Here is a 24,835-nt window from a genome sequence, read left to right on the forward strand (position 1 = left end):
AACATGAAACACTTTCCGGGGTTGGCCGCCTTGGCCTGCATGGGGTTACTGGCCGGCGGCGTTGCGCAGGCGGTAGAGGTGAAATTTAGCGGCAGGCTGGTGGAGCAGCCAGACTGCGTGCTGAACGCGGGTAAAGATATCGCGGTTAATTTTGCCGATGTCGCGGTCAAGAAGATCGACGGCGTTAGCTACAAGAAAATGGAAATTCCTTATACCGTCTCCTGCTCCGGCGGCTCGCCGAACAGCGGCCAGCTTAAGGTGATGCTGGATTTCGTTCCGGTTTCCTGGGGGGATTACAACCCGCTGCAGACCACCATTCCCAACCTTGGGCTGCGCATCGTTCAGGGTGCGGGGGACACCACCTACGTCAGCAAGACCAAGCTGTCGATCGACGAGGCTAACCCGACCAAGCTTTATGCCGTGCCGATCGGCCGCCCTGGCGCCATGCTGGCCGCAGGCGATTTCAGCGGTTCGGCCACCATGACCGCCATGTATGAGTAGGAGTTTTGCCTGGCATCGGGGAAGCGATGCTCCGGTGCCGATTCATCGTATCGGTTAAAGGCGATTGCGCCGGCGCGCGGCGGAAAATGCACGAGGGACAGTGCTGTTTTTATACTTGATATTCCGGCGAATATTAAGGTGGTTTTATAATTTTTAGAGATACAGCTATGTCTAAGTTAAAAGTAGCCTGGTTAATTAAATCCCTGGTGTTTTTATCCGCAGTATTCGCTTTTATTTCGTTGCCCAATGCAACGGCGGGAATGGTATGGAAAACGCTCAACGCACCACTGGTTAATGGCAATATTATCAGCGCTAACTCGGGACCTGCCGGTGGCAAAGGGCAACTGGTTAGCGTTGATTATAACGATCAGAGGCCTAACCCTTGCTATGAAAAAAACACCCAGTGTTTTTTTAGTATATATGTGTTTACCAATTCAAAGTCATATACTTATGTGGCTGCGGGGTATGATAAGCCCAACGAGATTAAAGTGTGGTTTTTCAACCCAGGCAGCCACCCCAAAACGCTGGGGGAGCTATATCGGGCATTGCAACAACGTGGCCTGAATGCCGGCTACACTGTGACGGGATATAATCGCCCGTACTATTGCGACCCCACTTTTCCTGGCGATGGATGCATATTTAATTCCAATCAGTGGGAAGCTTATTCCAAGGTGTGCTACGTATTAATTTATGGCGTGGCTTACGGTGGCACCGGACCTTTTGAACCGGTGCCTGGGCAAGAATGCATCGGCCCTACGCCGCCAAATAATGAATGCCACGTGGATGCCGGTTCGGTGACGTTAAATCACGGGGAGTTAACGACCGATGCGGTGAATGGGCACCGGAAAAGCGAGAACGTACGAATTTCTTGTACTTACCCGGCGAATGCCAACCTGGCCGTTTACAGCAACGACGCCAATGAAAAAATCATGTTGAAAAGCGACAATAGCCTGTATTCGACTGTGACGATAGACGGTGTCGCCGGTATCACCGGTAAAAAAATAAACATTCCTCAGGAAGGCGCGACCATTAATCTGGAATCCACGCTGCACGCCGTTGGCAATGTTGAAGCCGGGGCCTTTAGCGGTACGGCCATTCTGGTGATTAATAACTATTGATGAATGGCTAATTTCAAGGTCAGTATGAAACTGAAGTGTTCTATGAAATAAACTCATCCGAGTGGTGCCGGAAATAGTCTCGGCTTTCGAAAGGAAGCCGCGTCTTTGGAACGCTACGTTCGAATTTCTATGCTGTGAGGTTAAAAATGAAAACCGTTAATATTATTATTGATGACGACAATCGCTATTTCGCCGCGGGCCTGCGGCTGAGTATTGCAGAATATGCGCGGGCCAATAATAAGGCGGTTTGTTTTTTAACGCCGGACAGCGAAGAATGCCCGGACGTGCTGTTCGCCTCATCCACCCGTTGCGCGCAGCGCGGTTGTACGCCATGGCACGCCGGCGCAGTGGCGCAGAACGTGGCCATTGAGGAGAGAAGAAGCGCCGTCTCCAGGGATACCCGGCGAATATTGCGCAGAACGGCCCGGCAAAGCGAGCTGTTTTTACTGCTGGAGAAAATCTTCGCCCATGCGCAGTACGCGCGCGCCAGCACGCTTCGCCGGTTAACGCAGCGTGAACAGCAGGTGGTGAGCTACCTGCGGCGTGGGTTCGGCCAATCGCAAACCGCCAGGGTGCTGGGGGTCAGCGTGAAGACGGTTCATAGCCATAAACGTTCGGTGATGCAGAAAATGAACATCTCTAAAAAACACGACTTTATTCATTGGATGATTAACGGGCAGGCCGCCGAGTAGTTATTTATCTGCATGGCTTGGTAATTTTAATCTTTGGTTTAGAAATATGTCTGATTATTTTTTATTTTACTGTCGCTGTTTTTGTTATTAATCAGCGTGTTTTCATTTCGTATGCATTTCAAGGCGATAAGCAAAAGGAAAGTTTTTTCCGACAGGCGTTAGCCGATAATATGTAAAGCTGACAATCACCGCTTACGCCATCTGTACCACAGGGAAATAACCCACACCGGGTTATGCAACAAGGTAAAAGGAGAGAAAGTATGAAGAAAAAGACCATGCTGTTGGGCTGCGCGCTGTTGGTGTGTTCCCAGTTGTCTTATGCCGGCCTGGTAATTGAGGGCGGCATTAATGGCAATACCGGCGGTGGCGGCGGAAGCTCCGTCGACGTTGGCATTAACGGCAGCACCAACGGCAACAACGGCACCGGGGTGAACATCGGCGGCCAAAACGGCGCTCAGAAACCGGGTTCCTCCGCCAGCCAGCTGCAAAAAGACATTTACGCCTCGATTTGCGCCAGCCCGTTTATGAAGAAATACGCTGCCATCTGTCAGTAAGGCTAATGTGAGCAAGCCCGCCTCTGTGGCGGGCTTTTTAGGCTAGCTGGCTTTTCAATTCGCCGGCCCCGATTTTATATAGGCGATGCCTTGCTCGTCATATAAGGCGTAGATCATCCGCAACAGCGTCCTGATATCTTCCGACTCATCCAGCATTCGGGTGCTCATGATAATCGGGGAAACCAGACGTTGCTCGTCCAGTGCGTTGTAGACCACGTCCGGGCGTTGCAGGCTGTGCAGGCAGTGCGGCACCAACGCGATGCCCTCGCCTGCGGCGACCAGCCCCAATGCGACCTGGAGCTCCCGTACTTCCATAATTCTTCGCGGCACCAGCGCGCGATCGCGAAATATCGCCAGCACCTGATCGGCAAAGCTTGGCCGGGGCGCCTGCGGGTAAACGATCAGCGTTTCCGCCTGCAGCGCGCGCAGCGTTAATCCCGCCGAACGCGCCAGCGGATGATCGGCCGCTAAAGCCGCCATTAAGGCTTCTTCACGCAGGATTATGCGGCGTATATGGCTGTCATCATGGCGAATACGGCCAAATCCCACATCGATTTTCCCCTCTTTAAGCGCACGGATCTGCTCCAGGGTGGTCATTTCATGCAGCGTCAGGCCCACCTCGGGGTGGGTGGTGCGGAAACGGCGTATCAGCCGCGGCAGAATGTCGTAGAGCGTTGAGGCGACAAAACCGAGCGACAGCGGGCGCTCTACCAGCCCCACGCGTTGGGTCATGGTCTTCAATTCGAGGCTGTGGGCCAGAAATTGCAGCGCGTGCCCATAGAGGAAGCGCCCGGCCTCGGTCAGCGCCAGCGGGCGGGAACCGCGTTCAAACAGCGTCACCCCCAGGCTGGCTTCCAACTGCTGAATTTGCCGGCTGAGCGGCGGTTGGCTGATATGCAGGCGTTCCGCCGCGCGGCTGAAATTCCGTTCCTCGGCGACGGCGATAAAATAGCGTAAATGACGCAGCTCCACGATTATGCCTTCAAGGTATCAATACGATGCAAAATGAATGTTAGACGAGCGCCGCCGTGGGCGATATCGTCGTGAATGCACGGGTAGGGCTAATTAACCCAGGAATTGATCAACTCATCATAGGCGTTTTTTGGCTTTTACTACAGAGTAAAATCATCGTTAATGTTTACTCTTTTTATATATAAATGGAACGTATAAGTTCAACCTGTTATTTATTATTTGCGATGTGTTCATGGTTGGGCGCGGATGCACTGCTCAGGAGCCGTTATGTCTCAGGATGATATATGTTTCGTGGATATTAACCCAATAATAGATAATGCAAAGCTGAATAATACGCACCGACTGACGGTGTTTTGGTGCGCTTTTATTATTGTTTTTGACGGTTTCGACCTCGCTGTGCTGGGGGTGGTGTTGCCCAGACTGATGGCCGACTGGGGCATCACCGCCGTACAGGCCGGCCTGCTGGGCAGCTATACGCTGGTTGGCATGATGCTCGGGGCGATTTTTTTAGGCCCGCTCTCAGACAAAATAGGCAGAAAGAAAACCATCAGTCTTTGCATTATTATCTTCAGCCTGTTTACTTTTCTTTGCGGTTTTAGCGTTAATGCCGGCCAATTCGGCTGGTGTCGTTTTATCGCCGGCATGGGGTTGGGGGGCGTAATGCCCAGCGTGACGGCCCTGACGAGCGAATATTCACCTAAAAACAAACGGAGTCTGATGGTTGGGTTAATGTTCAGCGGTTATTCTATCGGCGGGATGCTCGCCGCCCTGTGCGGTATCTATTTAATTCCGCTCGCCGGTTGGCAATCTATATTTTATATTGCGGCGTTACCCCTTATTTTCTTGCCCTGGATGCTGATCCACCTGCCTGAGTCTGCCGCCTTTCTGGTTAAAACCAGACAGGTTGACCGTTTAAAGTGCCTGCTGGAAAAGATAGCCCCCGACTATATCCATCAGCCCGGGACCGAGTTTATCAACCCGTCGGCAACGGGTCTAAAGCCGGGAAGGGCAACCTTGAAGGACCTGTTTGCGCAGCGCCGGGGCCTGAGCACCCTGATGTTCTGGCTGGTCTTTTTCATGTCGCTGTTTGTCATTTACGGCATGACCTCCTGGCTGCCCAAGCTGATGCTGCAGGCCGGTTACCCATTAGGTTCGAGCCTGTCGTTCCTGTTTGCCCTGCACCTGGGGACCATCGCCGGCGCGCTGAGCAGCTGCTGGCTGATGGATAGGCTATGCGGCAGGCGCGTGCTCATCGGCTATTTTTTGCTGGGGGCCATCACTCTGTTGCTGCTGGGCATTCAGGCGCCGATACTCATGCTGTATTCGCTGCTGATTGTTGCGGGTGCCAGCACCATTGGTACGCAAATAGCGATGAGCTCCTATGTCGCGCGTTTTTACCCCGGAACCATGACCTCAACGGGCCTGGGATGGGGGCTGGGCATTGGCCGCATTGGCGCCATTCTGGGGCCGTTCGTTGGCGGCCTGTTGATTGACGGGGAGCTGACGCTGCAGCAAAACTTTATGGCTTTCGCACTGCCTTCGCTGCTGGCGGCCGTCTGCCTGTTTTTCGTCAATCCGCGGCTGGCGGCATCCTGAAAGTGCCATGGGGGGCTTATGGCGATGCCATACCCCGGAAAGCAACAAAACCGCCCTAAGCGGGTTGTGCTAAATAGGGCGACCGGACCCGGACGACCAGTGTTTGGCCGGGTTGAACAACGCTTCAGCGTTGGCCCTCAAGCCGGTATATCACCCTGCGTTACCTGTCGCGAAATGCATTGTGCAGCAGTCGCCACATATGATGAGCCGCCGGGGTAAAGCGCCGGTCAGAGCTGCGCAGCAGATGGCACTGGGCGCTGCTGGCGATGGGGTGATCGAGCGGCACCGCCACCAGAGAACCCTGCCGGACAGGATCGGCGGCGGCATAGGCAGTCATAAACGAAATCCCCAACCCTGCCTGACTCAGCCCCATGGCGGTGGAAAACTGATTACAGCGATACGCCGGGTGAAATTGCAAGCCCAGACTTTTGAACATCGCATTCATGTGCCGCTGAAGACCGAAATTTTCCGTCAGCGCAATCAGCTGATAATCGACCAGCTCTTCAATGGTAATGCTACTGCGCCCGGCAATCGGGTGCTGCGGCGAGACTACCGCGCAGATTGGCCCCCACTGAACGCTGTGCCGTTTAAGTTCCGGCGTGCCAATCGGTCCGAATGCCAGAGCCATATCGGCTTCGCCGCTGACAATATCGTTGAGCATCTCCTGCATGCTGCCGACCACTATGTCGACAAAAACCTGAGGATAAGACCGGGCAAACTCACGCATCACCCCTTCGATAAATGCGCTGATAAGCCCGCCGCCGATGCGTACGGATATGGTACCTCCGCGCATATGGCGTAGGTCTTTGAGCTGGCTTTCCAACTTCTCACGTCTCTGGCGGCTGGTAAAATGGTCCTCTGCCAGCAAGCGGCCAGCTTCGGTCAGTACCACATTTCGCCCACGCCGCTCCAGCAGCGGCAACTGCAGCGCCCGCTCCAGTTGGGCAATCTGTCGGCTAATCACCGACGGGTTAACGCCAAGAATATCTGCCGCACGGCGGATACCGCCCTGGTTGCCAACTTCATACAGATAGCCGACCTGTCTGTCCTGATACATTTTTACCTTCCTCCCCGATCGTTGACCTGAGGGCAACAATAACATCATTAATCGGATATTTATCATCATGATTGAATGGTGATAATCGAATTAACCGCTCACTTCTTGATATGAATGAAAATACACTGCTGAAAAAACCGATTCGCCCCAAAAGGGGGCCCGGCAATGGTGAGCGGGCATTTTGTTAGAGCGTGTGTTCGGCGTTTTTTAAATGATTTTTCGTTAATGTTTCTTTTTGTTCTCTGTATTTTATGGGAGGGGGTTGTCGCGTAAAAAATCCCGGAAAAAGGTTTTAATTTTATCTACCGGCTATTCAGGCACGGATCCTGCTTGGTAACAGGGGATTGTCATCTGATTATTTTGAAGAGAGATGTTATGAGCGAATCGAAAATCTTGGAGAAGCCCGAAAAAGAGCCTGCTGATGAGTGGAAAGTCGGGCCTGGCGCCTGGCTCTCCCTGGTTATTGTCCTGCTGGTTTTCTCCGGCTTCTTTTTCAAAGTCGAGGGTATGGCGTGGCTGGGGGCGTTCGACTTCACTACGCTGGGCGGCGCGTTCGGCACCATGAAGTCACCGGAAACCAACACCTTTATCGGCAGCGGCGGCATCAGCGCGAAAGCCGGTTTTCTTTTTGCGCTGTCGCTGGTGCCCACGGTGATGTTGGCGCTGGGGTTGCTGGAAATTTTCACCCACTACGGAGCGATCCGTGCGGCGCATAAGTTGCTGACACCGCTACTGAAACCGCTGCTCGGGATCCCGGGTTACACCGGGCTGGCGTTGATCACCGATTTGCAAAGTACCGATGCCGGCGCGGCACTGACTAAAGAGCTGTATGACAGCGAAAAAATTACGCGTAAAGACGTGGTGATTATGGGGGCGTGGCAATATTCAGGTGCCGGGTTAATTAACAACTATTTCTCCATCGGTTCGGCTATGTTCGCTTCGCTGACCATCCCGATAATTATTCCATTGGTGCTGATGTTCGTTATGAAGTTCGTTGGCGCCGTCATGGTTCGCCTGGCATTAAATACTGTGTATAGGGGGGATTTCGACAATGAGTAATACCACAAAAGTCTCTGGTAACCCGTTCGATATTTTTGTTATTGGTGCGCGTAAAGGATTTAATATCGCCATCAATAACCTGATGCCGAATGTATTAATGGCATATGTGATTGCTGAAATGCTGAATTTACTCGGCGTGATGCAGGCCATCGGTCATATTTTTTCGCCGTTAATGGGGGTGTTCGGCCTGCCGGGCGAAGCTATCTCCGTGTTGCTGACGGCCTGGCTCTCGTCGTCGGCAGGCACTGGCGTTGCTATCAGCCTGCTGAGCAAAGGCACGCTGGATATCGGGCAGATCACCATCCTCGCGCCAGCCATTTTTTTAATGGGTTCGCAGCTACAGTATATGGGCCGTCTTTTGGGGGTAGCCGATGTCCCGAAGAAGTACTGGCCGCTACTGATGGTCGTCAGCATTCTCAACGCGGTTATCTCTATGCTGATAATGCGAGTTATTGCTTGAATGAAGCACATAAGGAGTAAGACGTGTCACGCACACTAGATCACTTTAATTACCTGCATCAGATCCCGGAACTCGGGTTCGAAGAGTATAAAACCTCCGCGTATATCGCGGGGGTACTGGAGGCCGTGGGCTACCAGGTCACGCGCCAGGTTAATGGAACTACCGGTATCATGGCCGTTCTGGATAGCGGCAAACCGGGGCCAGTGTTGGCGCTGCGTGCCGATATGGATGCGCTCGGACATATTATTGATGGCGAGCATGTGGCGCGCCATACCTGCGGCCACGATGGTCACTCCTCTGTGGTGCTGACCACCGCCCAGGAAGTGATAGCGGAGGGCCTGGTGAAAAAGGGCAAACTGAAGTTTATCTTCCAGCCGGCCGAGGAGCTGGGCACCGGTGCAATCGCCCTGACCGAGGGCGGCGTACTGGAGGATGTTGATATGCTGCTCGGTTTCCACCTGCGCCCGTTGGAAGAGTGCCCGCTGGGGCAGGCGGTGCCGGCGATGTATTACTCAGCCTCAGCCACCGTTGAAGTTATATTCCATGGAAAAGCAGCGCACGCCGCGCGCCCTCATCTTGGCGTGAATGCGCTAGATGCTGCCGCTCATGCGGTACAGGCGGTCAACGGTATTCACCTTGCGCCATCGCTGACCTGGAGCGCGAAAGCCACGCGTTTTCTCTGCGATGCCGGGGTCACCAACTCTATTCCGGACAAAGCGCTGGTGTGCTGGGATCTGCGAGCGGCTGAAAACGAAGCCATGGATGCGTTAAAACCGCAGGTGTTGCGCGCTATCGAGAGTAGTGCAGCAGCCTACGGCGCACGGGCTGAAATACGTATTCTGAAAGAGATGCCGGCAGCGATCATTGATGACGAGGCAACCGAAGTTGTCTCCCGCGCTATTCGCAGCGTGTTCGGAGACGCCGGGCTGACCGCGCCAAAATCGACACCGGGCAGTGAAGATTTCTTCCACTACCTGCGTTTGCGCCCGCAGGTTAAGGGCGGTTTTTGGGGGCTGGGAGCCAACCTGACGCCAGGGCTGCATCACCCGGAAATGCACTTTGATCGCGACGCACTGGCGCTCGGCGTTAAAGTGTTTAAAGCCTGTGTTCAGGATGTGCTGGGCCGATCCGGCGACGCTGCGCCTTCGGTCCACGATCTGAAAAATAAGCAGTGATTTGTTGCCGGATGAGGCAAACGCTTATCCGCTGAAACTGCGGATGGACAACGGCCCGGAACTGGTCTTGCTGGCGCAGTGGGCCGAAGAGCATGGCGTGATGCTGGAATTTATCAAACCGGGAAATCACAGAGCGCTGGCTGACGGAATGCAACAGCGAGCGGCCTCATGAATCCCTGAATAGCCTGACACCGGAAGAGTACCGGCTGATGACAGAAAAACCGGAAACCTCAAAAAGTGTGTAGAACTAAATCGGGTGAGCTTACAGCTCCACCTGGGCGATTTGTGCGAGAGATTTGGAGGCAATTAGGCTTGTTAGGGATTACAACATAAACCACCGGCCAGTAGGCCGGTTTTTTTGTCAGGATAGCGGTATACTGGCTTGGATTATCGGAGGGGGTGGACGTGGCGATAACTGAAGAAGCATTATCGAAGTCAGGCTTTACGGCGAAGGATATACAGAAGCTCAGGAATAATAGTGCCAATTATGGCTCAACGGTAGATGTCATCGTTTCAGACTTGGCAAACCGATTTTTGGTCAATGTTTGGGTGACGTTGGGTGTTTTTGTAGTGTGTTTGATAGCGCTGATTCTAGGCTCCGTTGACAGCGCCCTATCTGGCGTGTTTGCTGGTTTATTTGTGTTGGCAATCGGTTGGTTCACTGTCCCCGCAGGCTTGGCGTATAAATCCTGGCGCTTCAGAAAACAGAATCAGTGAGCTGAATCTGTTTTCGTCGTCATTAAATCGAATACAACTTTTGCCTTCAGTCCATACCCCACAATTTTCATTGTTAGCATAGGTCTGTTCATGGTTTCGACTTTGCGATAAAAATCAGTGGGGATATAGTGGAACAGTCGCCATGTTCCTGGCCTTTTTAGTAGACCGAAGATGCTGTAAGCGTTAGCCGCGAGGGATACGGCTTTAAAAGCGCCGAGACCGCTATCACGACTGAATCCCATAAACTCAGCTGTCGCCATTGCACCATTCGCGATAATACCTTCTGATGCAGGCTTATCTCGTACCTGTTGTTCGAATTCTCGCGAAAGAGTATTGAAACCGTCGGCAATGAGAATTACTCCAGCCATGACCCCGATAGGGGTTCCCGTGGCTGCTATCGCAAATCCCCCCATTACTTCCAGCCCAGCGAGGACGACGTTAACCGCAGTGATGACATAGCCTACGATTTTGTTATTTTCCTTAATAAATTCGACCTTCGCATACAGCTGTGCCGCCCTTGTTTTGAGCAAACGATCCTGCTCGAGCAGACTCTCATTTTCGGCTCTTAGGTTCTTTAGATAGGAAACGCCTTCTTCATCCGATTTTGCCTGGCGAGCAAGAGAAAATTGCCGTGAGATGAATGACTTAATGTCTTCCATGAATTTAATCTTTGTAAGTCCATCCTGCAGATGGTGCGACGCCACCATGTTCGCGGTATTAATGAGTTTTCGAGCTTCCAGATTAATCATGGTCGCCGACCAAGCGTTAGTCCGTTGTCCTGTAAGGAGTGAAATATCCATTTATATCCTTATTAACGATTTGTGATAGCGTCGGCCAAAAGCATATAACAAGGTGTGTTCGTTTGCATATGTTCTTGCGGCGCAGGTCCGGCGTAGCGAAAGTTTCTACGAGCCAATAACGCTTCCGCGTTGCTTCTGATCTCCTGACCTTGGTCCAAATTCAATGCAAACCAAAACTAGAGATCTTCGTCTTTATACAGGCTCCGTTTAACTCTGCCGGAGTATCAGCCACTGGCGAGGCCTGCGGTACCGAACAACATCAGAGAAATGATGGTCGGAATTTGCGCCGGATTGAACAACGCTGCAGCCTTGGCCCGCAGGGGGAGGCCTTCAGGCCGAATAATCGAACGAAGTTCGATGGAGAGTCGTCCCACAGAAAGCAAAAAAACCCGCCATAGGCGGGTTCATCTAAATAAATCTTGTTAGATCCTTCCGCCACTATAGCTTGAATAACAACCCATGGTTATTTGCGAGACTCCGCAGGAGTTTGGTCTTCCCCCTCACTCAATGTTTTTCGAGGAAATCTAGCACCTTGGGTAAACTGCGGTTGTCTTTACCCTGATGGTGCATCGATAAAATAGCGCCCCAAAACATGAACCGGTAAGGTATAAGATCGTCAGGCAGCTCATCCAGCGAATCAACGTTGAAGAATATTCGGTAGCGTTGATCAAATGCCTCTTTCACCGACGCCGCCAGGCGTTCGTCGGCAAAGCTGGCCAGCCAAATCTCCATAATCAATACCAACGGGTTCTGCTCGGGCTGTTGATGCATAAACGCGATCAGTTCCATAATACGCGCCTTGCCATCCTGGGTTGCGCTGGCCGGTATTTGCTGGAAAAACGACCATGTCAGTTCCTTAATCAGGTCATAGCGCCCAGCCGGGAAGTGATGCCGCAGGGCTCCACGGGTCACGCCGGCCAAATCACAAATTTTATTTTCGCTGAAGGCAATGTAACCCTCCTCGGCAAGTACATTTCTTGCGGCGAGCAGCAGTTTTTTTTTGGTCTCGTCGGCGTTGCGGCGAATCGCGTCTATCTTCATGACGATCTCACTCTGGATAAAATCACCTCACCGTCCTCCGGCCAGGCGGGAATAGAACTGCATATAGTAATAACCTCTTGAGCACTAAGCAAAAGCGGTGTATTCCCCGCGACCGCGACGCCGGCCGATGCGGCCTCTAACTCCTGCCCCAGGCTGCCGCACACCCTGGCCGAGATGACGGGGTCCTGTTGCAAACCTTCACCGTAGGCCTTCATACCCGCCGCAAGCCTTTGCATGATGCGCTCGATCGGTGCCAGCAGCGCGCTTTGCTGTGCGTCTTCGGCCGCTAACGCATATTCGATCTCCAGCCGGTAAAGCGCCACGTGCAATTCGCGTAGTTTACCCAGCAACGTTTGGCAGGTCAGCGTCAGCTGTTCATTATCGTTACTGCGCCAGTTCGGCTCCAGCGCGACCTGCGCCAGCAGGGTTTGCGTGGCGTCGAGTTTCGCCCAACCATTGGCCCGCGCATGTTTGTCCAGCATAATCGGGCTCATCTTTTCGGCAAAGTAAACGAACAAGCCGGCGAGAGACTGGCGCAACGTTTTCCCTTCCGTTTCTGGCCAGATCAGGCTGTGTATCAGCGTCGCGACGATGATACCCAGCAGAATGCCGATCAGCCTGTCGCGGATTTCCGGCAGGTCCGGGCTGGGGCCAAAGTGGGTAAACATGGCAAGTGAAAAGGCGAACAAGATTTGGATCCCCGCATAGCTGCTGCGCTCTGAACCGGCAGCCACCCAACTGCTGAGGGCAATCACCGGGGTTACCATCAGCAATAATCCGGTGATCGAGTCGATATGCGGCAGGATGAAGACGGTGCAAAATAACGCCAATGCGCTGCCCACCAGGCAGCCGCCGATGCGCAACAGGCTTTTCTGCACGGATGCGCCAAGCCCAGGCAAGGCCACGATGATGCAGGTGAGCATAGAGGTATGAATGCCTGGCCATTTTACGCTGGTATAAAATATGTAGCAGAGGGCGACCGAGAGTAACGTTTTGATCCCGTACTTGATGTAATCATAGGCAATCCCGCTCTTGGGATTTGCCGGTGCAGGGACCGGGCCGCCTGAGGCCGCAGGTTGCTGCTCATGTTCAGCCAGTAAGGAGATGCTGAACAGGGCGCTATACATTTCTTGCAGGCAGTCTGGCAGAGCCTTAATCTGCTCGCGTTGCTGCAGCCGCAGCCGGTAGGCTTCGTCGTGCTGTATGCTCTGGAGCAAAGCGCGGCACTCTTGCGCCAACAGGTGACAATGGTCGGCAACCTGCGCAGGCAGCCGCGCGGCCGCCAGCCGATGCAAATTACGCGTGGCGGAATAGAGCCGCTCGGCCGTGGCGATTTCAGCCAGATGGGTACCTTCGTTTTCACGGTAGCCGGCATCGCGCATCACCGAAAACTTCAGGAATTTATGTAACGTCAGCACGCTGTTTTGGATCTCTTCCAACCCGATTGTCGCTACCGGCTTGCCCGCCGCGGTGGCATCGAGCGCGCGGCTTACCACGGTGAGTATCCTTTCCATCTCCTGCTTTAACTGCCTGACGGGTTCAACCGGCAGGAACAGGGTATTGACGATGTGCGCCACCACGGTGGCATAACAGCCGGCGACCCAGGTCCACAGGCAATTGCGTACCAACATTTCGCCGTTTGAGCTCAGATCAACAAAGCTTTGCGCATAGGTGACGGTGATGGCCACGCCAAAATACAAAAAGCCCCATTTCTTGGACGAACGCATCAGATACAGCAGCAGCAGCAAGGTGATCGCCGCCGAGAGCAAGCGCAGCATCGGGTAATCGATGGTGAATTTCAGAATGAGGATCGCGCATCCGACCGCCGCCGTATTAACGAGGATGAACAACGGGAAAATCATCCGGGTTAATACGATATTGTGCTGCGTGGCGAAAAATATCACCAACAGAGAATAAGACAGCTGTGGGACGTTAAGCGCCATCGAAATGACGATGACAATCACCGACGAGAGCAGGTAACGCAGCATCGCGTTGTAACGCCCGGGAAAAACGCTCAACTCCTGTTGCAGAAAGCGGCGCAGGGAGCCGGGGGCATGCCAGAGGCAGCCGGCGCATTCATAGTGCCTTATCCTGCTCATGGGGGACAATTTCGCCGGAACGAATGCTGACCACGGCGGAGGTTCCCATACGGAATATGCCGGTGTCCGGGGTGGTGATGCGGATCCGAACCGGGAAACGCTGGGCTACGCGCACCCAGTTGATATTGCGCGATACGTTCGGCAGGCCACTTTGGATAGCGCCGCCGTCATCCGGGTAGACGCCGTAACCGATGGAGTCGACCACGCCGCTAAAGGTCTTGCCGGTGTGACTCATCAAGTAAACGTCGACCCTGGCGTTGTCGTGAATGTTCTCCAGTTCAGACTCGCGAAAATTAGCCACCACGTACCAGGTATTGCTGTCAATCAAGGTAAATACCGCCTGCCCAATGCCGGCATATTGGCCCGCGGTGGTTTTTAACGACGCAATGCGGCCGTTGAAGGGGCTTTGACGACGGTGTGTCCCACATTGAATTGCGCGGTGGAGATATCGGCCTTGATGACTTCACGCTGCGCCATTAGCGCCGCAACGCTGCTGACGGCGGCGTTGGCCTGCTGCGCCTGCAGCTTGGCCGATTGCAGTTGGGCCGTTGATGCGCGCTGTGCGGCACGCGCCTGGTCGAGAGCCTCTTTGGAGACGTAGTTTTGCGGGCGCAGGGCCTCCATGCGGCGCAGGGTATTGGCGTCCTGTTCAGCCGTGGCGCGGGCGGCATCAATGCGTTTCTCCGCGGCCTGAGCGTTAAATTGTTGCGCGTTCACGTCGCGCTGGGCCAGGATAATTTGTTGTTCCAGTTGGGCCAGGCTCGCCGTCGCGCGCGTTAGCGCATCTTGATACGGCCGTGGATCGATCCGGAACAACACGTCGCCTTTTTTAACGAGTTGGTTCTCTTTAATCGGCATATCAATAATCAGGCCGTTGACCTGAGGGGCGACATTGATGGTATCCGCATACACATAAGCGTCATCGGTTCGCGGGGCTTCATCGAACACCTTGATCACCCAGAATAAGATCGCCAGCGTAATTACCGCCAGCAGGATGACGAACAAACGTTTTTTAATGGCGCTACCCAGGTTAGACAACATCTTTATTTCCTTGAAAAACCAGCTTCATTAATAAAAGAAAAGGATCCAGTAACCCATTGAGAAAAAGGCGATCAGCAGGGGATAGGTCAGGATGTAAGGAGAAAGCCACTCTTTTCTTTTCAGTTTCGTCAGCAGCATATAAATCGCTGCCGCGGTGAGGCAACCGCCAGAAATGCAAAACAGCCAATCAGGGAAGTAGGCGCCGAGGACGTTGATCGAGGGGGGGCGGGAATGGCAGCCGCTGAGCAGCATCACCATTCCTGCTTTCCGAATAAGCTTGCGTATCATTTACTAATAGGCCAGTGAACGGGAAAGAGGGTCGGCATCATACGCCAAGTTTTTCGCAACATACAACCTTGTATATGGTAAGGCTATTGAGTGCGTGCACTGCTCTGCTCCCTCTTTTCCAATGAATACATTGAAATTTTCTACTTTATTTGCGACCGCCTGGCTTCAGTAAGTAAAGCGTAAGAAAAATCTCCTGATGATGGGCCCACTTGCATTCAGGAGGACCACCATGAGCTTTCTATTTTGCCCGTTAATGGGCAGCCGTATCGCTGCCAGGCGACATGCCGTAGGCATCGCGTTCGCTCTGTTCTGTTGCGCTCCTTTTGCGGTTATGGCGAACGCGGAGGCTCCCGAGCAAAAAAATGTCTGGGGATTGGGCGTTGGCGTCGCCAGCACCCAAAAGGCTTATAAATCTATAGATCGCGACACCACGCCAGTCCCATTGCTCCATCTTGATAACCCGTACTTCCGTTTCTTTGGAACCGGAATAGAGGCCAAATTGCCTGAGCTGGCGTTGAGTGAAACTCAGCGGCTTAATTTTGGTCTAATCGGGCGATACGAGGGTTCAGGTTATAAAGCTGGCGATTCGCCGGCGTTGGCCGGCATGGCAGAGAGAAAAGGGGGGCTTTGGGCGGGAGTGAAAGTTGAATGGCAAACCGCTTTCGCCAACGTACGCGCCGATTGGACGCATGACGTCTCGGGTAACAGCAAGGGCCAGCAGGTCAAGTTAGAGGCAAACCAATCTTGGCTGATAGGCAACGATTTTACTCTTACTCCCCGCATAGGCATGGCCTGGCGTGACGGTAAATATACTGATTACTATTATGGCGTGCGGTCAGATGAAGTCCGTATCGACAGGCCTGCCTATCGAGCCTCCTCCAGCCTTGACGTTGAAATTGGCGTGCAGGGACTCTACGCATTCAATAAACATCACTCGATAATGCTAGACATGCAGGCGATACGCCTATCTTCCGAGATAGCGAATAGTCCCTTAACAGACCGAACAACTGAAAATCGCCTTTTCCTGGGATACGCGTACTACTTCTGATGAGCAGAATTCTAATAGTGGAAGATCACGAGCAGTTAGGGAAACTGATCGGCAAGGGATTAGGCGCTGCGGGGATCGCTACCGATCGGGTGGGCCGGAGCGAATTGGCATGGATAGCAACCCAGCAAATGTCCTATCAGGGGCTGATCATTGACCGGGGACTGCCCGATGGCGATGGATTATCTCTTCTGCGGCGCTTGCGTCAGGCCGGCTTCCTCATTCCTTGCCTGATTCTTACCGCCAGAGACGCCCTGCACGATCGTGTCGAAGGCCTTGAGGCGGGGGCGGACGACTACCTGCCGAAACCTTTTGCGATGGCCGAGCTCGTTGCGCGTGTTCGGGCGCTGCTGCGCCGCCCCGCCATCAATCAATCGCTTCAGCCCACTTATAAAGATGTGATTTTGTCGTTGGAAGCAGGCGCAATGCGATGCGGTGATAAAAGCATCACGCTTGCGCCCGCCGAGATGCAAATTATGTTGGCTTTAATCCAGCGGCAAGGCGAGGTGTTGCGCCGTAGTGCCATGGAAGCCGCTGGATGGGGATTGAGCGTGGCTATCACTCCCAACGCGCTTGATGTGGCTTTACATCGTTTACGACGCAAGCTTACGGCCGTAGGTTCCAGCCTGCAGATTATTAATATAAGGGGGTATGGCTATGCTCTTGGCAAAAACGCTGTGGATAAATAGCTTATCCCTTAGGATCTTACTGACTTTTGTCAGCGGTATCCTGTTGAGCATTGGTTTTTTACTGCTGTTCGGGGCGATGGTAAAAGATCGTTTGCCCGGAATGGATCTGGCGGAACGCACAATTCATCTGGTGCGAAAGCTGGAGTTCGACGGAAAGGGTAAGCCCATCGGTTTTAGAGGCGATGCGGAGCATCCACACTGGCTCTACGATAGCCTGAGTGAGGAGACGGCGTTTAGGGTTATGGACGATCGCGGCGATATCGTGCTGATGTCCCCAGGGGTAAAAAATTGGCCGGACCTTGCGTCAATGGCTGAACGGGAGCGGCGCCGCTTTGAATTCACCCACCACGGCGTCTTCTATGAAGGTGCTACTGAACCATTTGAATACAATGGAAAAATCTGGTTTATGCAATTGACGGTCAGTTCAAGGATCGTCAGCTTTCTTCACCAAGAATTTGCCTTGCCTTTTATCCGGCTCGGTATCACGGTCTTCAGCGTGCTGTTGCTTTTTGTCTTTTCTCTTTGCGCCTATGTAAGCCTGAAATACGCCTTAAGCCCCTTGCGTGAAGCCTCGCGGATTGCTGCCTCGATCACGCCGCAATCGCTCAGTGACAGAGTGCCCACCCAATGTGTTGTCTCTGAGATAGTCCCGTTGATTAACAGTTTTAATCACGCCCTTGATCGGCTCGAGAAAGGATATCGGCTTCAGCAAGATTTTTTAGCTAAAGCGGCGCACGAGTTGAAAACTCCCCTGACCTTGATTCGGGCTGAAGTGGAAACGATGGAAGGAGACACGTCGCCGCAAGAGCCGTTACTGATGCATGTGGCGCACCTTGCTCGGCATGTGCAACAGATTTTATTGTTGGCTGAGGTAAGTGAACCCCTCAGTTACCGTTTTCAGGATGTTGACGTTGGCGAAGTTGCCCATGATGCCGTCTTCTTTTTACAAAAAATTGCCGACGATGCGAACGTAAAACTTATCATCAGAAACCGGTGCGAAAAAATCCAGTGGCAGGCCGATCGCGGGGCGCTATTCACGCTGCTGAAGAATTTAATAGAAAATGCAATTCAACATGCGCCTGCTGCGACAGAAATCTCGATCGAAATAAACTCAAACGGCATCGGCATTCGGGATAGGGGGCCCGGCGTTGAGCCTGAGCAGCTATCTTTGATATTTTCACGCTTTTGGCGAGGCGACCATCGGCGGGATCTTGGCGCGGGGTTAGGCTTGGCGATATGTCGGGAAATAGCGTTAGCGCATGAATGGTCGCTATCGGCACGGAACGGCCACCCGGGATTGATCATGGTGGTGATGAACTGATTATTTATCGCGATTCCACGTGATTGCTTATTTGACCGCAAAGGTTCGACTCTAATGCCCTCAGCGCTTTTCATGCCCATAATCTCTAATTAGGGTGGCCTCATAGTGGGATATCGCAGTGACGCGGAAGGCCTCCAGGCCGAATAATCGAACCAAGGACACGGGGATTTTCAATTCCTGCGTTTGTTGTTAAGTTGTTAAATGTTGGTTTTTTTAGCCCGTTATGGCCCCAGCCGGAGGAATATGACCACCCGTGCGGATATCTCACCGTGCCGGATGTAGCTGATGTGATGTATCTGTTGCTCCACCTGGGCGATTTGTGCGAGAGATTTGGGAGCAATTAGGCTTGTTAGGGATTACAGCATAAACCACCGGCCAGTAGGCCGGTTTTTTTACTAAGATCACGGTATACTGGCTTTGCTGACAGGGAGGGGGTATTGCGTGACGATAACTGAAGAAGCATTGCTTAGGTCTGGTTTCACAAAAGAAGAGTTGCAAAAACTCAGGTACTATATGGACTCTCAAGGTTCTACACTTGATATTTTGCTCCCTGCGCTTGCAAATCGTTTCAAAGGGATTGGTATTCTCTCAGCCATACTTATGGCTTTGTTCATTCTGGCGGTATGCTTCGCTTCCCCAGAAAATATTATCTCATCGGGTGTTTCAGTACTGTTTATCTTTGGTATCTTCTGCTGGATGACCCCACTCAAACTGGCTTACAAAGCCTGGCGTTTTAAGAGGGGTTATTATCGATAGTCAGCAAGTCAAAAACGATTTTTGCGTTTATACCGTATCCGATGACTTTCATGGTAAGTTTTGGTCGGCTCATTGAGTCCATTTTTCTGTAAAAATCCGAGCGCACAAAATAGAACAAACGCCAGGCACCAGGTTTTCGAAGTAAACCAAAAACACTGTACGCATTCGCAGCAAGACTTACCGTTTTATAGGCTGCCAGGCCACTATCTCCACGAAACCCCATAAATTCCGCTACAGACATCGCTGTGTCCGCAACAAATCCCTGCGAGTCAGTTTTGTTCAACAATTGGTGATTCACTTCTCTGGATACGGTATTAGCTGCGTCGACCACGAGTGTAGCGCCTAACAAGACGCCTACAGGTGTCATGGAACTCACAAGGATCAACCCACCTGCAGCCTGCAGGCCAGCTAAAACAACCTGTACTGCTGAGATTACATAGCCAACAACGTTGTTGTCTTCTTTGATGAACTCAACCTTGGCATAAAGCTGTGCTGCTTTCGTCTTGAGTAAGCGAGCCTGTTCAAGGAGGCTTTCGTTCTCTGCCCTTAGATTTTTTAAATAGGAAATACCTTCTTCGTCGGACTTCGCTTTGCGGGCAAGAGAAAATTGCTGAGTGATGAAAGACTTAATGTCTTCCATAAACTGAATTCTGGTGAGCCCATCCTGGAGGTGATTAGCCGCCACCATGTTCGCGGTATTAATGAGTTTTCGAGCTTCCAGATTAATCATGGTCGCCGACCAAGCGTTAGTCCGTTGTCCTGTAAGGAGTGAAATATCCATTTATATCCTTATTAACGATTTGTGATAGCGTCGGCCAAAAGCATATAACAAGGTGTGTTCGTTCGCATATGTTCTTGCGGCGCAGGTCCGGCGTAGCGGAAGTTTCTACGAGCCAATAACGCTTCCGCGTGCTTCTGATCTCCTGACCTTGGTCCAAATTCAGTGCAAACCAAAACTAGAGATCCTCGTCTTTATACAGGCTCCGTTTAACTCTGCCGGAGTATCAGCCACTGGCGAGGCCTGCGGTACCGAACAACATCAGAGAAATGATGGTCGGAATTTGCGCCGGATTGAACAACGCTGCAGCCTTGGCCCGCAGGGAGAGTCCGCGGCCCAGAAAGCAAAAAACCCGCCATGGGCGGGTTCTTCTAAATATGGTGCCCGGACTCGGACAACCGGCGCTGTGCGCCGGATTGAACAACGCCGCAGCCTTGGCCCGCAGGGAGAGTCCGCGGCCCAGAAAGCAAAAAACCCGCCATGGGCGGGTTCTTCTGAATATGGTGCCCGGACTCGGAAAACCGGCGCTGTGCGCCGGATTGAACAACGCTTCAGCGTTGGCCCGCAGGGGGAGGCCTTCAGGCCGAATAATCGAACGAAGTTCGATGGAGAGTCCGCGGCCCAGAAAGCAAAAAACCCGCCATGGGCGGGTTCTTCTAAATATGGTGCCCGGACTCGGAATCGAACCAAGGACACGGGGATTTTCAATCCCCTGCTCTACCGACTGAGCTATCCGGGCAACGGGCAGCATTAAACCGTATTGGCCGGGGGCCGTCAACGGCTTTATGCGTGAAATACCTGAAAATGCGTCCGGTTGCTGGCTTTTCAGTCAAAGGGCGTAAAAATGCGCCCGCACAGGCCGTAACCGCGGGCCGATTGGCCCGGGTGAATCGGCCGCTCAGCCCAGAGCGCCGTTCCTGCGGCACTGCGCCACCTGCAAGATGTCTTCGGCCAGCCGTTTGGCGACCGATACGTCCTGGAGCTGGCGTTTTACCAGCAGTTTGCTCAGGCAGCCTTCCTGGATCAGTTCCATCTGCTGCGCCACCATATCGGCGTCGTCGGCGTCCATTTCGCGCAGCAGGTCGCGGGTCAGCTCCAGCGAGGTGAGCTTTTGCTGTTCCGCCAGCTGGTGGATAGGGTGATCCGTTTCCGGGAAGAAGCTGCAGGCGGCGATAAACAGGCAGCCGGGATAGCGGTCATGCTGCACGTATTCCGCCAGCACGTCATAGCGCGCCAGCAGCTTTTGCTGCGGGCTCAGGGTTTCGTCCAGCAGCAGCTGGCGGCGCCAGGTGTCGATCTGCTGGCCGTGATAGCGCAGGCAGTCATACAGCAGCGCTTCGCGGTCTGGCCAAAACCGTTTGAGATCGCTGGGCTGCACCGCAAGTTTTTCCGCCAGCATCTCCAGCGTGGTGGTCGCCAGGCCCTGTTGTTCCAACAGCCCCAGTGCCGTATCAAGGACGTGTTCACGTTGCACTTGTGCTTCCTCCAATTCGGTTCAGATCATCAGTGTTATTTACTATACCCGTCATCTTTCGAGCCGCAGCGTTGTTGGCTGCTCACACTCACCCCAGTCACTTACTTTAGTAAGCTCCTGGGGACTCCCGTGCTTGCCGCCTAGCTGCAACTCGAAAGCTATAGCGTATGTCGCACCGCTTTCTGCAAATGCGCGTTAAACGCCGGCGCATTCATAAAGCCGGTGACCCGCTGTGCGGTCAGCTCTTGGCCGGCGCCGTTGAAGAACAGAATGGTCGGCAATCCGAGGACCTGCAGGCGCTTCAGCAGCGCCGCCTGTTCGGCGTTGTTGGCGGTAACGTCCGCCTGCAGCAGCACCACGTTGGCCAGCTTAGCCTGAACCGCCGCATCGCTGAAGGTATATTTCTCGAACTCCTTGCAGGCGACGCACCAGTCGGCGTACAGATCCAGCATCACCGGCTTGCCCTGCGCCTGCTGCAGCGCCTGGTCGAGCTGCCCGACGTTCTCGATGCGGGTGAAGTTCAGGTGCGGCAGGTTGGCCTGTTGCGCGCCAGTGGCGCCGAACGCCCAGTCCTGCAGCGGCCGTGCGGCGATCACCGCCGCCGCCAGCAACAGCAGCTGCAGCGCTCTGGCCCAGCCGCGGGAAGATTTCAGGCTCAGGGCGAAGGCCCAGCCGAAGAACGCCAGGCCGAGCAGGCTCCACAACCGCAATCCCCACAGCTCGCCGATCACCCGCTCCAGCAGGAAGACCGGCAGCGCCAGGATCACGAAGCCGAAGGCCTCTTTGACATACTGCATCCAGGGGCCGCTGCGCGGCAGCAGGCGGTTGCCGAACAGGGTGACGATCACCAGCGGAATGCCCATTCCCAGCGCGTAAAGATACAGCGTGCCGCCGCCGGCCCACATATTGCCGCTCTGGGCGATATACAGCAGGATGGCGCTCAGCGGCGCGGTGGTGCAGGGCGAACAAATCAGCCCGGCCAGCGCGCCCATCAGGAATACTCCGGCCAGCGAGCCGCCGCGCTGGGTGTTGCTCCAGTTGGCCAGGCGGGTCTGCAGCGCGGAAGGCAGCTGCAGCGAGTACAGGCCGAACATCGACAGCGCCAGGGCGATAAACAGCACCGACAGGCCGATCAGCACGTAGGGGTGCTGCAGCGCCGCCTGGAACTGCAGCCCGGCGGCGGCGACCACCAGCCCGAGCAGGGTGTAGGTCAACGCCATGCCCTGCACGTAAACCAGCGCCAGCGCCAGAATGCGCCCGCTGCCGTGCGGCCTTTCCCGGCCGAGGATGATGCCGGAAATCAGCGGATACATCGGCAGCACGCAGGGGGTGAAGGCGATGCCGATGCCGATCAGCAGCGCCCACAGCGGCGAGAACGGCAGGCTGGCGGGCGCCGGCTCTGCGGGTACGGGCGTCGGCAGTACGGCGGCGCTCACCGCATCCAGCGGGATCGTGCGGGTTTCCGGCGGGTAGCAGAAGCCGGCCTCGGCGCAGCCCTGATAGGTGACGCTCAGGCTGGCGTTGGCCGCCGCCTGCCGCAGCGGAATGCTCAGGTTAAGCTGCTGCTTGAAAATGGCGACCTCGCCGAAGAATTCATCCCGGTGGCTCAGCCCGTCCGGCAGCGTAAAGGCGCCCAGCTCCGCCCGCTGCGGCACCAGCTTGATCTGCTGTCGATACAGGTAATAGCCGGGGCGAATTTGCCAGTTCAGCGTCAGCTGGCTGCCTTGCTGTTTGAAATCGAAGGCGAAAGCCTGATCGACGGGCACGAACTGGCTGCCGCCGCTCTGGCCGAACAGCGAGGCCTGCGCCGCCTGCGGCAGGAAAAACAGGCTGCAGAGCAGCAAAATCAGTTTAATGAGGCGTTGATCCATAACAGGTAGTCTTTATCTCCGGCCATCACCGGCAGCACCAGCAGTTCGGGCGTCTGGTACGGGTGATGTTGTTTCAGGGTGTTGAGCAGAGCCTCTTGATGGCGGCGATCGCTTTTGAACAGCATCTGCACCTCGTATTCCTGTTCCAGTTTCCCTTCCCAGTAATACAGCGACGTCGCGCCGGGCAGCAGCGTGGCGCAGGCCGCCAGCTTTTCGCCCAGTACCCGCGCCGCCAGTTCCTGGGCGCTGGCTTCGTCGGGTGCGGTACAAAGTATGACGACAGCTTCGCAATCAGACATCTTCAGCCCTCTCATTGAGTCGTGTGGGCACTATACCCCGAAGGCGGATTGGCTAGAAGGCGAGTTTATCGCCAAAGGGGAAACCGGGGCCGCAGCCCCGGTCGGGGATTACAACATCAGGCTGCCCAGCAGGAAGCCGAATACCACCGCCAATATCACGCCGATGGTGCCGGGGATGAAGAACGGGTGGTTGAACACGAAGCGGCCGATGCGCGTGGTGCCGGTGTCGTCCATTTGCACCGCGGCGACCAGCGTCGGGTAGGTCGGCAGGATGAACAGGCCGGATACGGCGGCGAAAGAGGCGACGGCGGTCAGCGGCGACACGTTCAGCGCCAGCGCCATCGGCATCAGCGCCTTGGCGGTGGCGGCCTGCGAGTACAGCAGCGCCGAGCAGAAGAAGAAGATCACCGCCAACAGCCACGGATGCGCCTGAATCACGCTGCCGGCCGTCTCTTTGATCCAGTCGATGTTGGCCTGCACGAAGGTGTCGCCCAGCCAGGCGACGCCCAGGATACAGATACAGGCGCTCATGCCGGCTTTGAAGGTGCTCGAGTTGAGCACCATGTCGGTATCGACGCGGCACAGCAGGGTGGTCAGGGTGGCGACGCTCAGCATGATGATCAGAATGGCGTTGGTGGTGTTCATCAGCGGTTTGGCCACCAGGCCCAGGCCCGGGCTGTTGATGATGGCGTAGGCCACCACGCACAGCACCCCCAGCAGGAACAGCAGCACCGAGGTCTTGGCGCGCGGTTTGATCGCCAGCGCGTTGTTGCCGCGCAGGGTGATCAGGCCTTCTTCCAGGCGCTTCAGGTAAACCGGGTCGTCAGACAGCCTGGAGTCGAACAGCCAGGTGACCAGCAGCGACATCACCAGCACGGCGCAGAAGGTTGAAGGCAGCACCACCATCAGCAAATGCAGGTAGCTGACGCCGTGGCCTTCCATCACCGAAGACATGTACACCACCGCGGCGGAAATCGGCGAAGCGGTGATGGCTATCTGGGCGGACACCACCGCGGTCGACAGCGGGCGGCAAGGCTTGATGCCCTGTTCTTTCGCCACTTCGGCAATCACCGGCAGCGCAGAGAGCGAGATATTGCCGGTGCCGGCGAAGATGGTCAGAAAATAGGTCACGATGGGGGCGAGTATGGTGATGTGCTTGGGGTTCTTGCGCAGCAATTTTTCGGTTTGCTGCACCAGATAATCCATCCCCCCGGCGACCTGCATGGCGGAGATCGCGGCGATCACCGCCATGATGATGGAGATCACGTCGAAGGGGATGCTGCCCGGCTTGACGCCGATCAACGCCAGGACCAATACCCCCAGCCCTCCGGCGAACCCGATACCGATACCGCCCAGCCTGGCACCTAAAAAGATGGCCAGCAGAACGATAACCAATTCCACGGCTAACATAGTGTCTACTCCTTAAGAAATG

General features: G+C 54.5%; 24 protein-coding genes, 1 tRNA gene and 2 pseudogenes. 14 read left to right on the plus strand and 13 right to left on the minus strand.

Features of this window, described 5'->3' with window-relative positions:
* The first annotated feature begins 3 nt into the window (after positions 1–3).
* From D7I37_RS08815 to D7I37_RS08830, 4 genes are all read left to right on the plus strand, one after another.
* A complete protein-coding gene (locus D7I37_RS08815; protein WP_161990708.1) occupies positions 4–501 on the plus strand; it encodes a fimbrial protein in 498 nt (165 codons plus the stop codon).
* 167 nt (positions 502–668) lie between these two features.
* The gene (locus tag D7I37_RS08820; protein WP_129543559.1) at positions 669–1,619 is read left to right on the plus strand and encodes a PapG chaperone-binding domain-containing protein; all 951 of its coding nucleotides are present in this window, start codon (positions 669–671) and stop codon (positions 1,617–1,619) included.
* A 146-nt stretch (positions 1,620–1,765) separates the two neighbouring features.
* Positions 1,766–2,311 carry a LuxR family transcriptional regulator gene (locus D7I37_RS08825; protein ID WP_061799676.1) on the plus strand — a complete coding sequence of 182 codons (546 nt, stop codon included), beginning with the start codon at positions 1,766–1,768 and terminating at the stop codon, positions 2,309–2,311.
* 260 nt (positions 2,312–2,571) lie between these two features.
* A complete protein-coding gene (locus tag D7I37_RS08830; protein ID WP_095095183.1) occupies positions 2,572–2,865 on the plus strand; it encodes a hypothetical protein in 294 nt (97 codons plus the stop codon).
* A gap of 54 nt (positions 2,866–2,919) precedes the next feature.
* Here the strand turns inward: D7I37_RS08830 and D7I37_RS08835 are convergent, their stop codons facing one another.
* Positions 2,920–3,837 carry a LysR family transcriptional regulator gene (locus D7I37_RS08835; RefSeq protein ID WP_129543560.1) on the minus strand — a complete coding sequence of 306 codons (918 nt, stop codon included), beginning with the start codon at positions 3,835–3,837 and terminating at the stop codon, positions 2,920–2,922.
* Positions 3,838–4,104: 267 nt separating this feature from the next.
* On the opposite strand from D7I37_RS08835, the gene D7I37_RS08840 reads away from it, so the two are divergent.
* On the plus strand, positions 4,105–5,433 hold the full coding sequence (locus D7I37_RS08840) for an MFS transporter (protein WP_095095189.1): 1,329 nt from the start codon (positions 4,105–4,107) through the stop codon (positions 5,431–5,433).
* Between the two features lie 160 nt (positions 5,434–5,593).
* On the opposite strand, the gene D7I37_RS08845 is transcribed toward D7I37_RS08840, so the two are convergent.
* Positions 5,594–6,490 (minus strand): LysR family transcriptional regulator, encoded by an 897-nt coding sequence (locus D7I37_RS08845; RefSeq protein ID WP_095095192.1) that lies wholly within the window; start codon positions 6,488–6,490, stop codon positions 5,594–5,596.
* Between the two features lie 375 nt (positions 6,491–6,865).
* Between D7I37_RS08845 and D7I37_RS08850 the strand changes: the two genes are divergently transcribed.
* The 5 genes and pseudogenes from D7I37_RS08850 to D7I37_RS08870 all read left to right on the plus strand — a co-directional run bounded on the left by D7I37_RS08850 (position 6,866) and on the right by D7I37_RS08870 (position 9,901).
* Positions 6,866–7,549, plus strand: coding sequence for a nucleoside recognition domain-containing protein (locus D7I37_RS08850; RefSeq protein WP_061799670.1), 684 nt, complete (start codon positions 6,866–6,868; stop codon positions 7,547–7,549).
* The gene (locus tag D7I37_RS08855) at positions 7,542–8,009 is read left to right on the plus strand and encodes a YjiG family protein (RefSeq protein ID WP_061799669.1); all 468 of its coding nucleotides are present in this window, start codon (positions 7,542–7,544) and stop codon (positions 8,007–8,009) included. The genes D7I37_RS08850 and D7I37_RS08855 overlap by 8 nt, the downstream gene beginning before the upstream one ends.
* A gap of 23 nt (positions 8,010–8,032) precedes the next feature.
* Positions 8,033–9,184 carry a M20 peptidase aminoacylase family protein gene (locus D7I37_RS08860; RefSeq protein ID WP_061799668.1) on the plus strand — a complete coding sequence of 384 codons (1,152 nt, stop codon included), beginning with the start codon at positions 8,033–8,035 and terminating at the stop codon, positions 9,182–9,184.
* 28 nt (positions 9,185–9,212) lie between these two features.
* Positions 9,213–9,429, plus strand: a pseudogene (locus D7I37_RS27155) (IS3 family transposase); the annotation flags it as partial.
* A gap of 160 nt (positions 9,430–9,589) precedes the next feature.
* The gene (locus tag D7I37_RS08870) at positions 9,590–9,901 is read left to right on the plus strand and encodes a hypothetical protein (RefSeq protein ID WP_129543561.1); all 312 of its coding nucleotides are present in this window, start codon (positions 9,590–9,592) and stop codon (positions 9,899–9,901) included.
* On the opposite strand, the gene D7I37_RS08875 is transcribed toward D7I37_RS08870, so the two are convergent.
* The 5 genes and pseudogenes from D7I37_RS08875 to D7I37_RS08895 form a co-directional block, all read right to left on the minus strand.
* Positions 9,895–10,701 (minus strand): DUF4225 domain-containing protein, encoded by an 807-nt coding sequence (locus tag D7I37_RS08875; RefSeq protein WP_129543562.1) that lies wholly within the window; start codon positions 10,699–10,701, stop codon positions 9,895–9,897. The genes D7I37_RS08870 and D7I37_RS08875 overlap by 7 nt on opposite strands.
* Positions 10,702–11,205: 504 nt before the next feature.
* On the minus strand, positions 11,206–11,742 hold the full coding sequence (locus D7I37_RS08880; protein WP_129543563.1) for a TetR/AcrR family transcriptional regulator: 537 nt from the start codon (positions 11,740–11,742) through the stop codon (positions 11,206–11,208).
* Positions 11,739–13,841 carry an FUSC family protein gene (locus D7I37_RS08885; RefSeq protein ID WP_129543564.1) on the minus strand — a complete coding sequence of 701 codons (2,103 nt, stop codon included), beginning with the start codon at positions 13,839–13,841 and terminating at the stop codon, positions 11,739–11,741. Before D7I37_RS08885 ends, D7I37_RS08880 begins: the two co-directional genes overlap by 4 nt.
* A pseudogene (gene mdtN, locus D7I37_RS08890) lies at positions 13,819–14,882 on the minus strand (multidrug transporter subunit MdtN). The gene D7I37_RS08885 and the pseudogene mdtN overlap by 23 nt, the downstream one beginning before the upstream one ends.
* Positions 14,883–14,909: 27 nt before the next feature.
* Entirely contained in the window at positions 14,910–15,140 is a 231-nt protein-coding gene (locus D7I37_RS08895; protein WP_207205558.1) for a YtcA family lipoprotein, read from the minus strand.
* A gap of 259 nt (positions 15,141–15,399) precedes the next feature.
* Here D7I37_RS08895 and D7I37_RS08900 point away from each other — a divergent pair, with 259 nt between their 5' ends.
* The 4 genes from D7I37_RS08900 to D7I37_RS08920 all read left to right on the plus strand — a co-directional run bounded on the left by D7I37_RS08900 (position 15,400) and on the right by D7I37_RS08920 (position 18,981).
* The gene (locus D7I37_RS08900) at positions 15,400–16,218 is read left to right on the plus strand and encodes a MipA/OmpV family protein (RefSeq protein ID WP_242502883.1); all 819 of its coding nucleotides are present in this window, start codon (positions 15,400–15,402) and stop codon (positions 16,216–16,218) included.
* A gap of 17 nt (positions 16,219–16,235) precedes the next feature.
* Positions 16,236–16,904 (plus strand): response regulator transcription factor, encoded by a 669-nt coding sequence (locus D7I37_RS08905; protein WP_242502885.1) that lies wholly within the window; start codon positions 16,236–16,238, stop codon positions 16,902–16,904.
* On the plus strand, positions 16,873–18,225 hold the full coding sequence (locus tag D7I37_RS08910; protein ID WP_242502887.1) for an ATP-binding protein: 1,353 nt from the start codon (positions 16,873–16,875) through the stop codon (positions 18,223–18,225). The genes D7I37_RS08905 and D7I37_RS08910 overlap by 32 nt, the downstream gene beginning before the upstream one ends.
* Positions 18,226–18,666: 441 nt before the next feature.
* Complete coding sequence (locus D7I37_RS08920; protein ID WP_129543568.1) at positions 18,667–18,981, plus strand: hypothetical protein; 315 nt, start codon at positions 18,667–18,669, stop codon at positions 18,979–18,981.
* Here D7I37_RS08920 and D7I37_RS08925 read toward each other — a convergent pair.
* The 6 genes from D7I37_RS08925 to D7I37_RS08950 form a co-directional block, all read right to left on the minus strand.
* Positions 18,959–19,762 (minus strand): DUF4225 domain-containing protein, encoded by an 804-nt coding sequence (locus tag D7I37_RS08925; protein ID WP_095095195.1) that lies wholly within the window; start codon positions 19,760–19,762, stop codon positions 18,959–18,961. The two genes, D7I37_RS08920 and D7I37_RS08925, sit on opposite strands and share 23 nt — an antisense overlap.
* Before the next feature lie 660 nt (positions 19,763–20,422).
* Positions 20,423–20,498: transfer RNA gene (locus D7I37_RS08930), tRNA-Phe, on the minus strand.
* 159 nt (positions 20,499–20,657) lie between these two features.
* Complete coding sequence (locus D7I37_RS08935) at positions 20,658–21,233, minus strand: transcriptional regulator (RefSeq protein ID WP_061800727.1); 576 nt, start codon at positions 21,231–21,233, stop codon at positions 20,658–20,660.
* 158 nt (positions 21,234–21,391) lie between these two features.
* Entirely contained in the window at positions 21,392–23,104 is a 1,713-nt protein-coding gene (locus D7I37_RS08940) for a protein-disulfide reductase DsbD (protein WP_129543569.1), read from the minus strand.
* Positions 23,080–23,403: a divalent cation tolerance protein CutA gene (gene cutA / locus D7I37_RS08945; protein ID WP_061800724.1), complete on the minus strand. Its 324-nt coding sequence runs from the start codon at positions 23,401–23,403 to the stop codon at positions 23,080–23,082. Before cutA ends, D7I37_RS08940 begins: the two co-directional genes overlap by 25 nt.
* Before the next feature lie 108 nt (positions 23,404–23,511).
* Entirely contained in the window at positions 23,512–24,813 is a 1,302-nt protein-coding gene (locus D7I37_RS08950) for an anaerobic C4-dicarboxylate transporter (protein WP_095095405.1), read from the minus strand.
* Positions 24,814–24,835 lie beyond the last annotated feature (22 nt).

Source organism: Serratia sp. 1D1416, assembly GCF_003641105.1.
GTDB classification, from domain to species: domain Bacteria; phylum Pseudomonadota; class Gammaproteobacteria; order Enterobacterales; family Enterobacteriaceae; genus Serratia; species Serratia ficaria.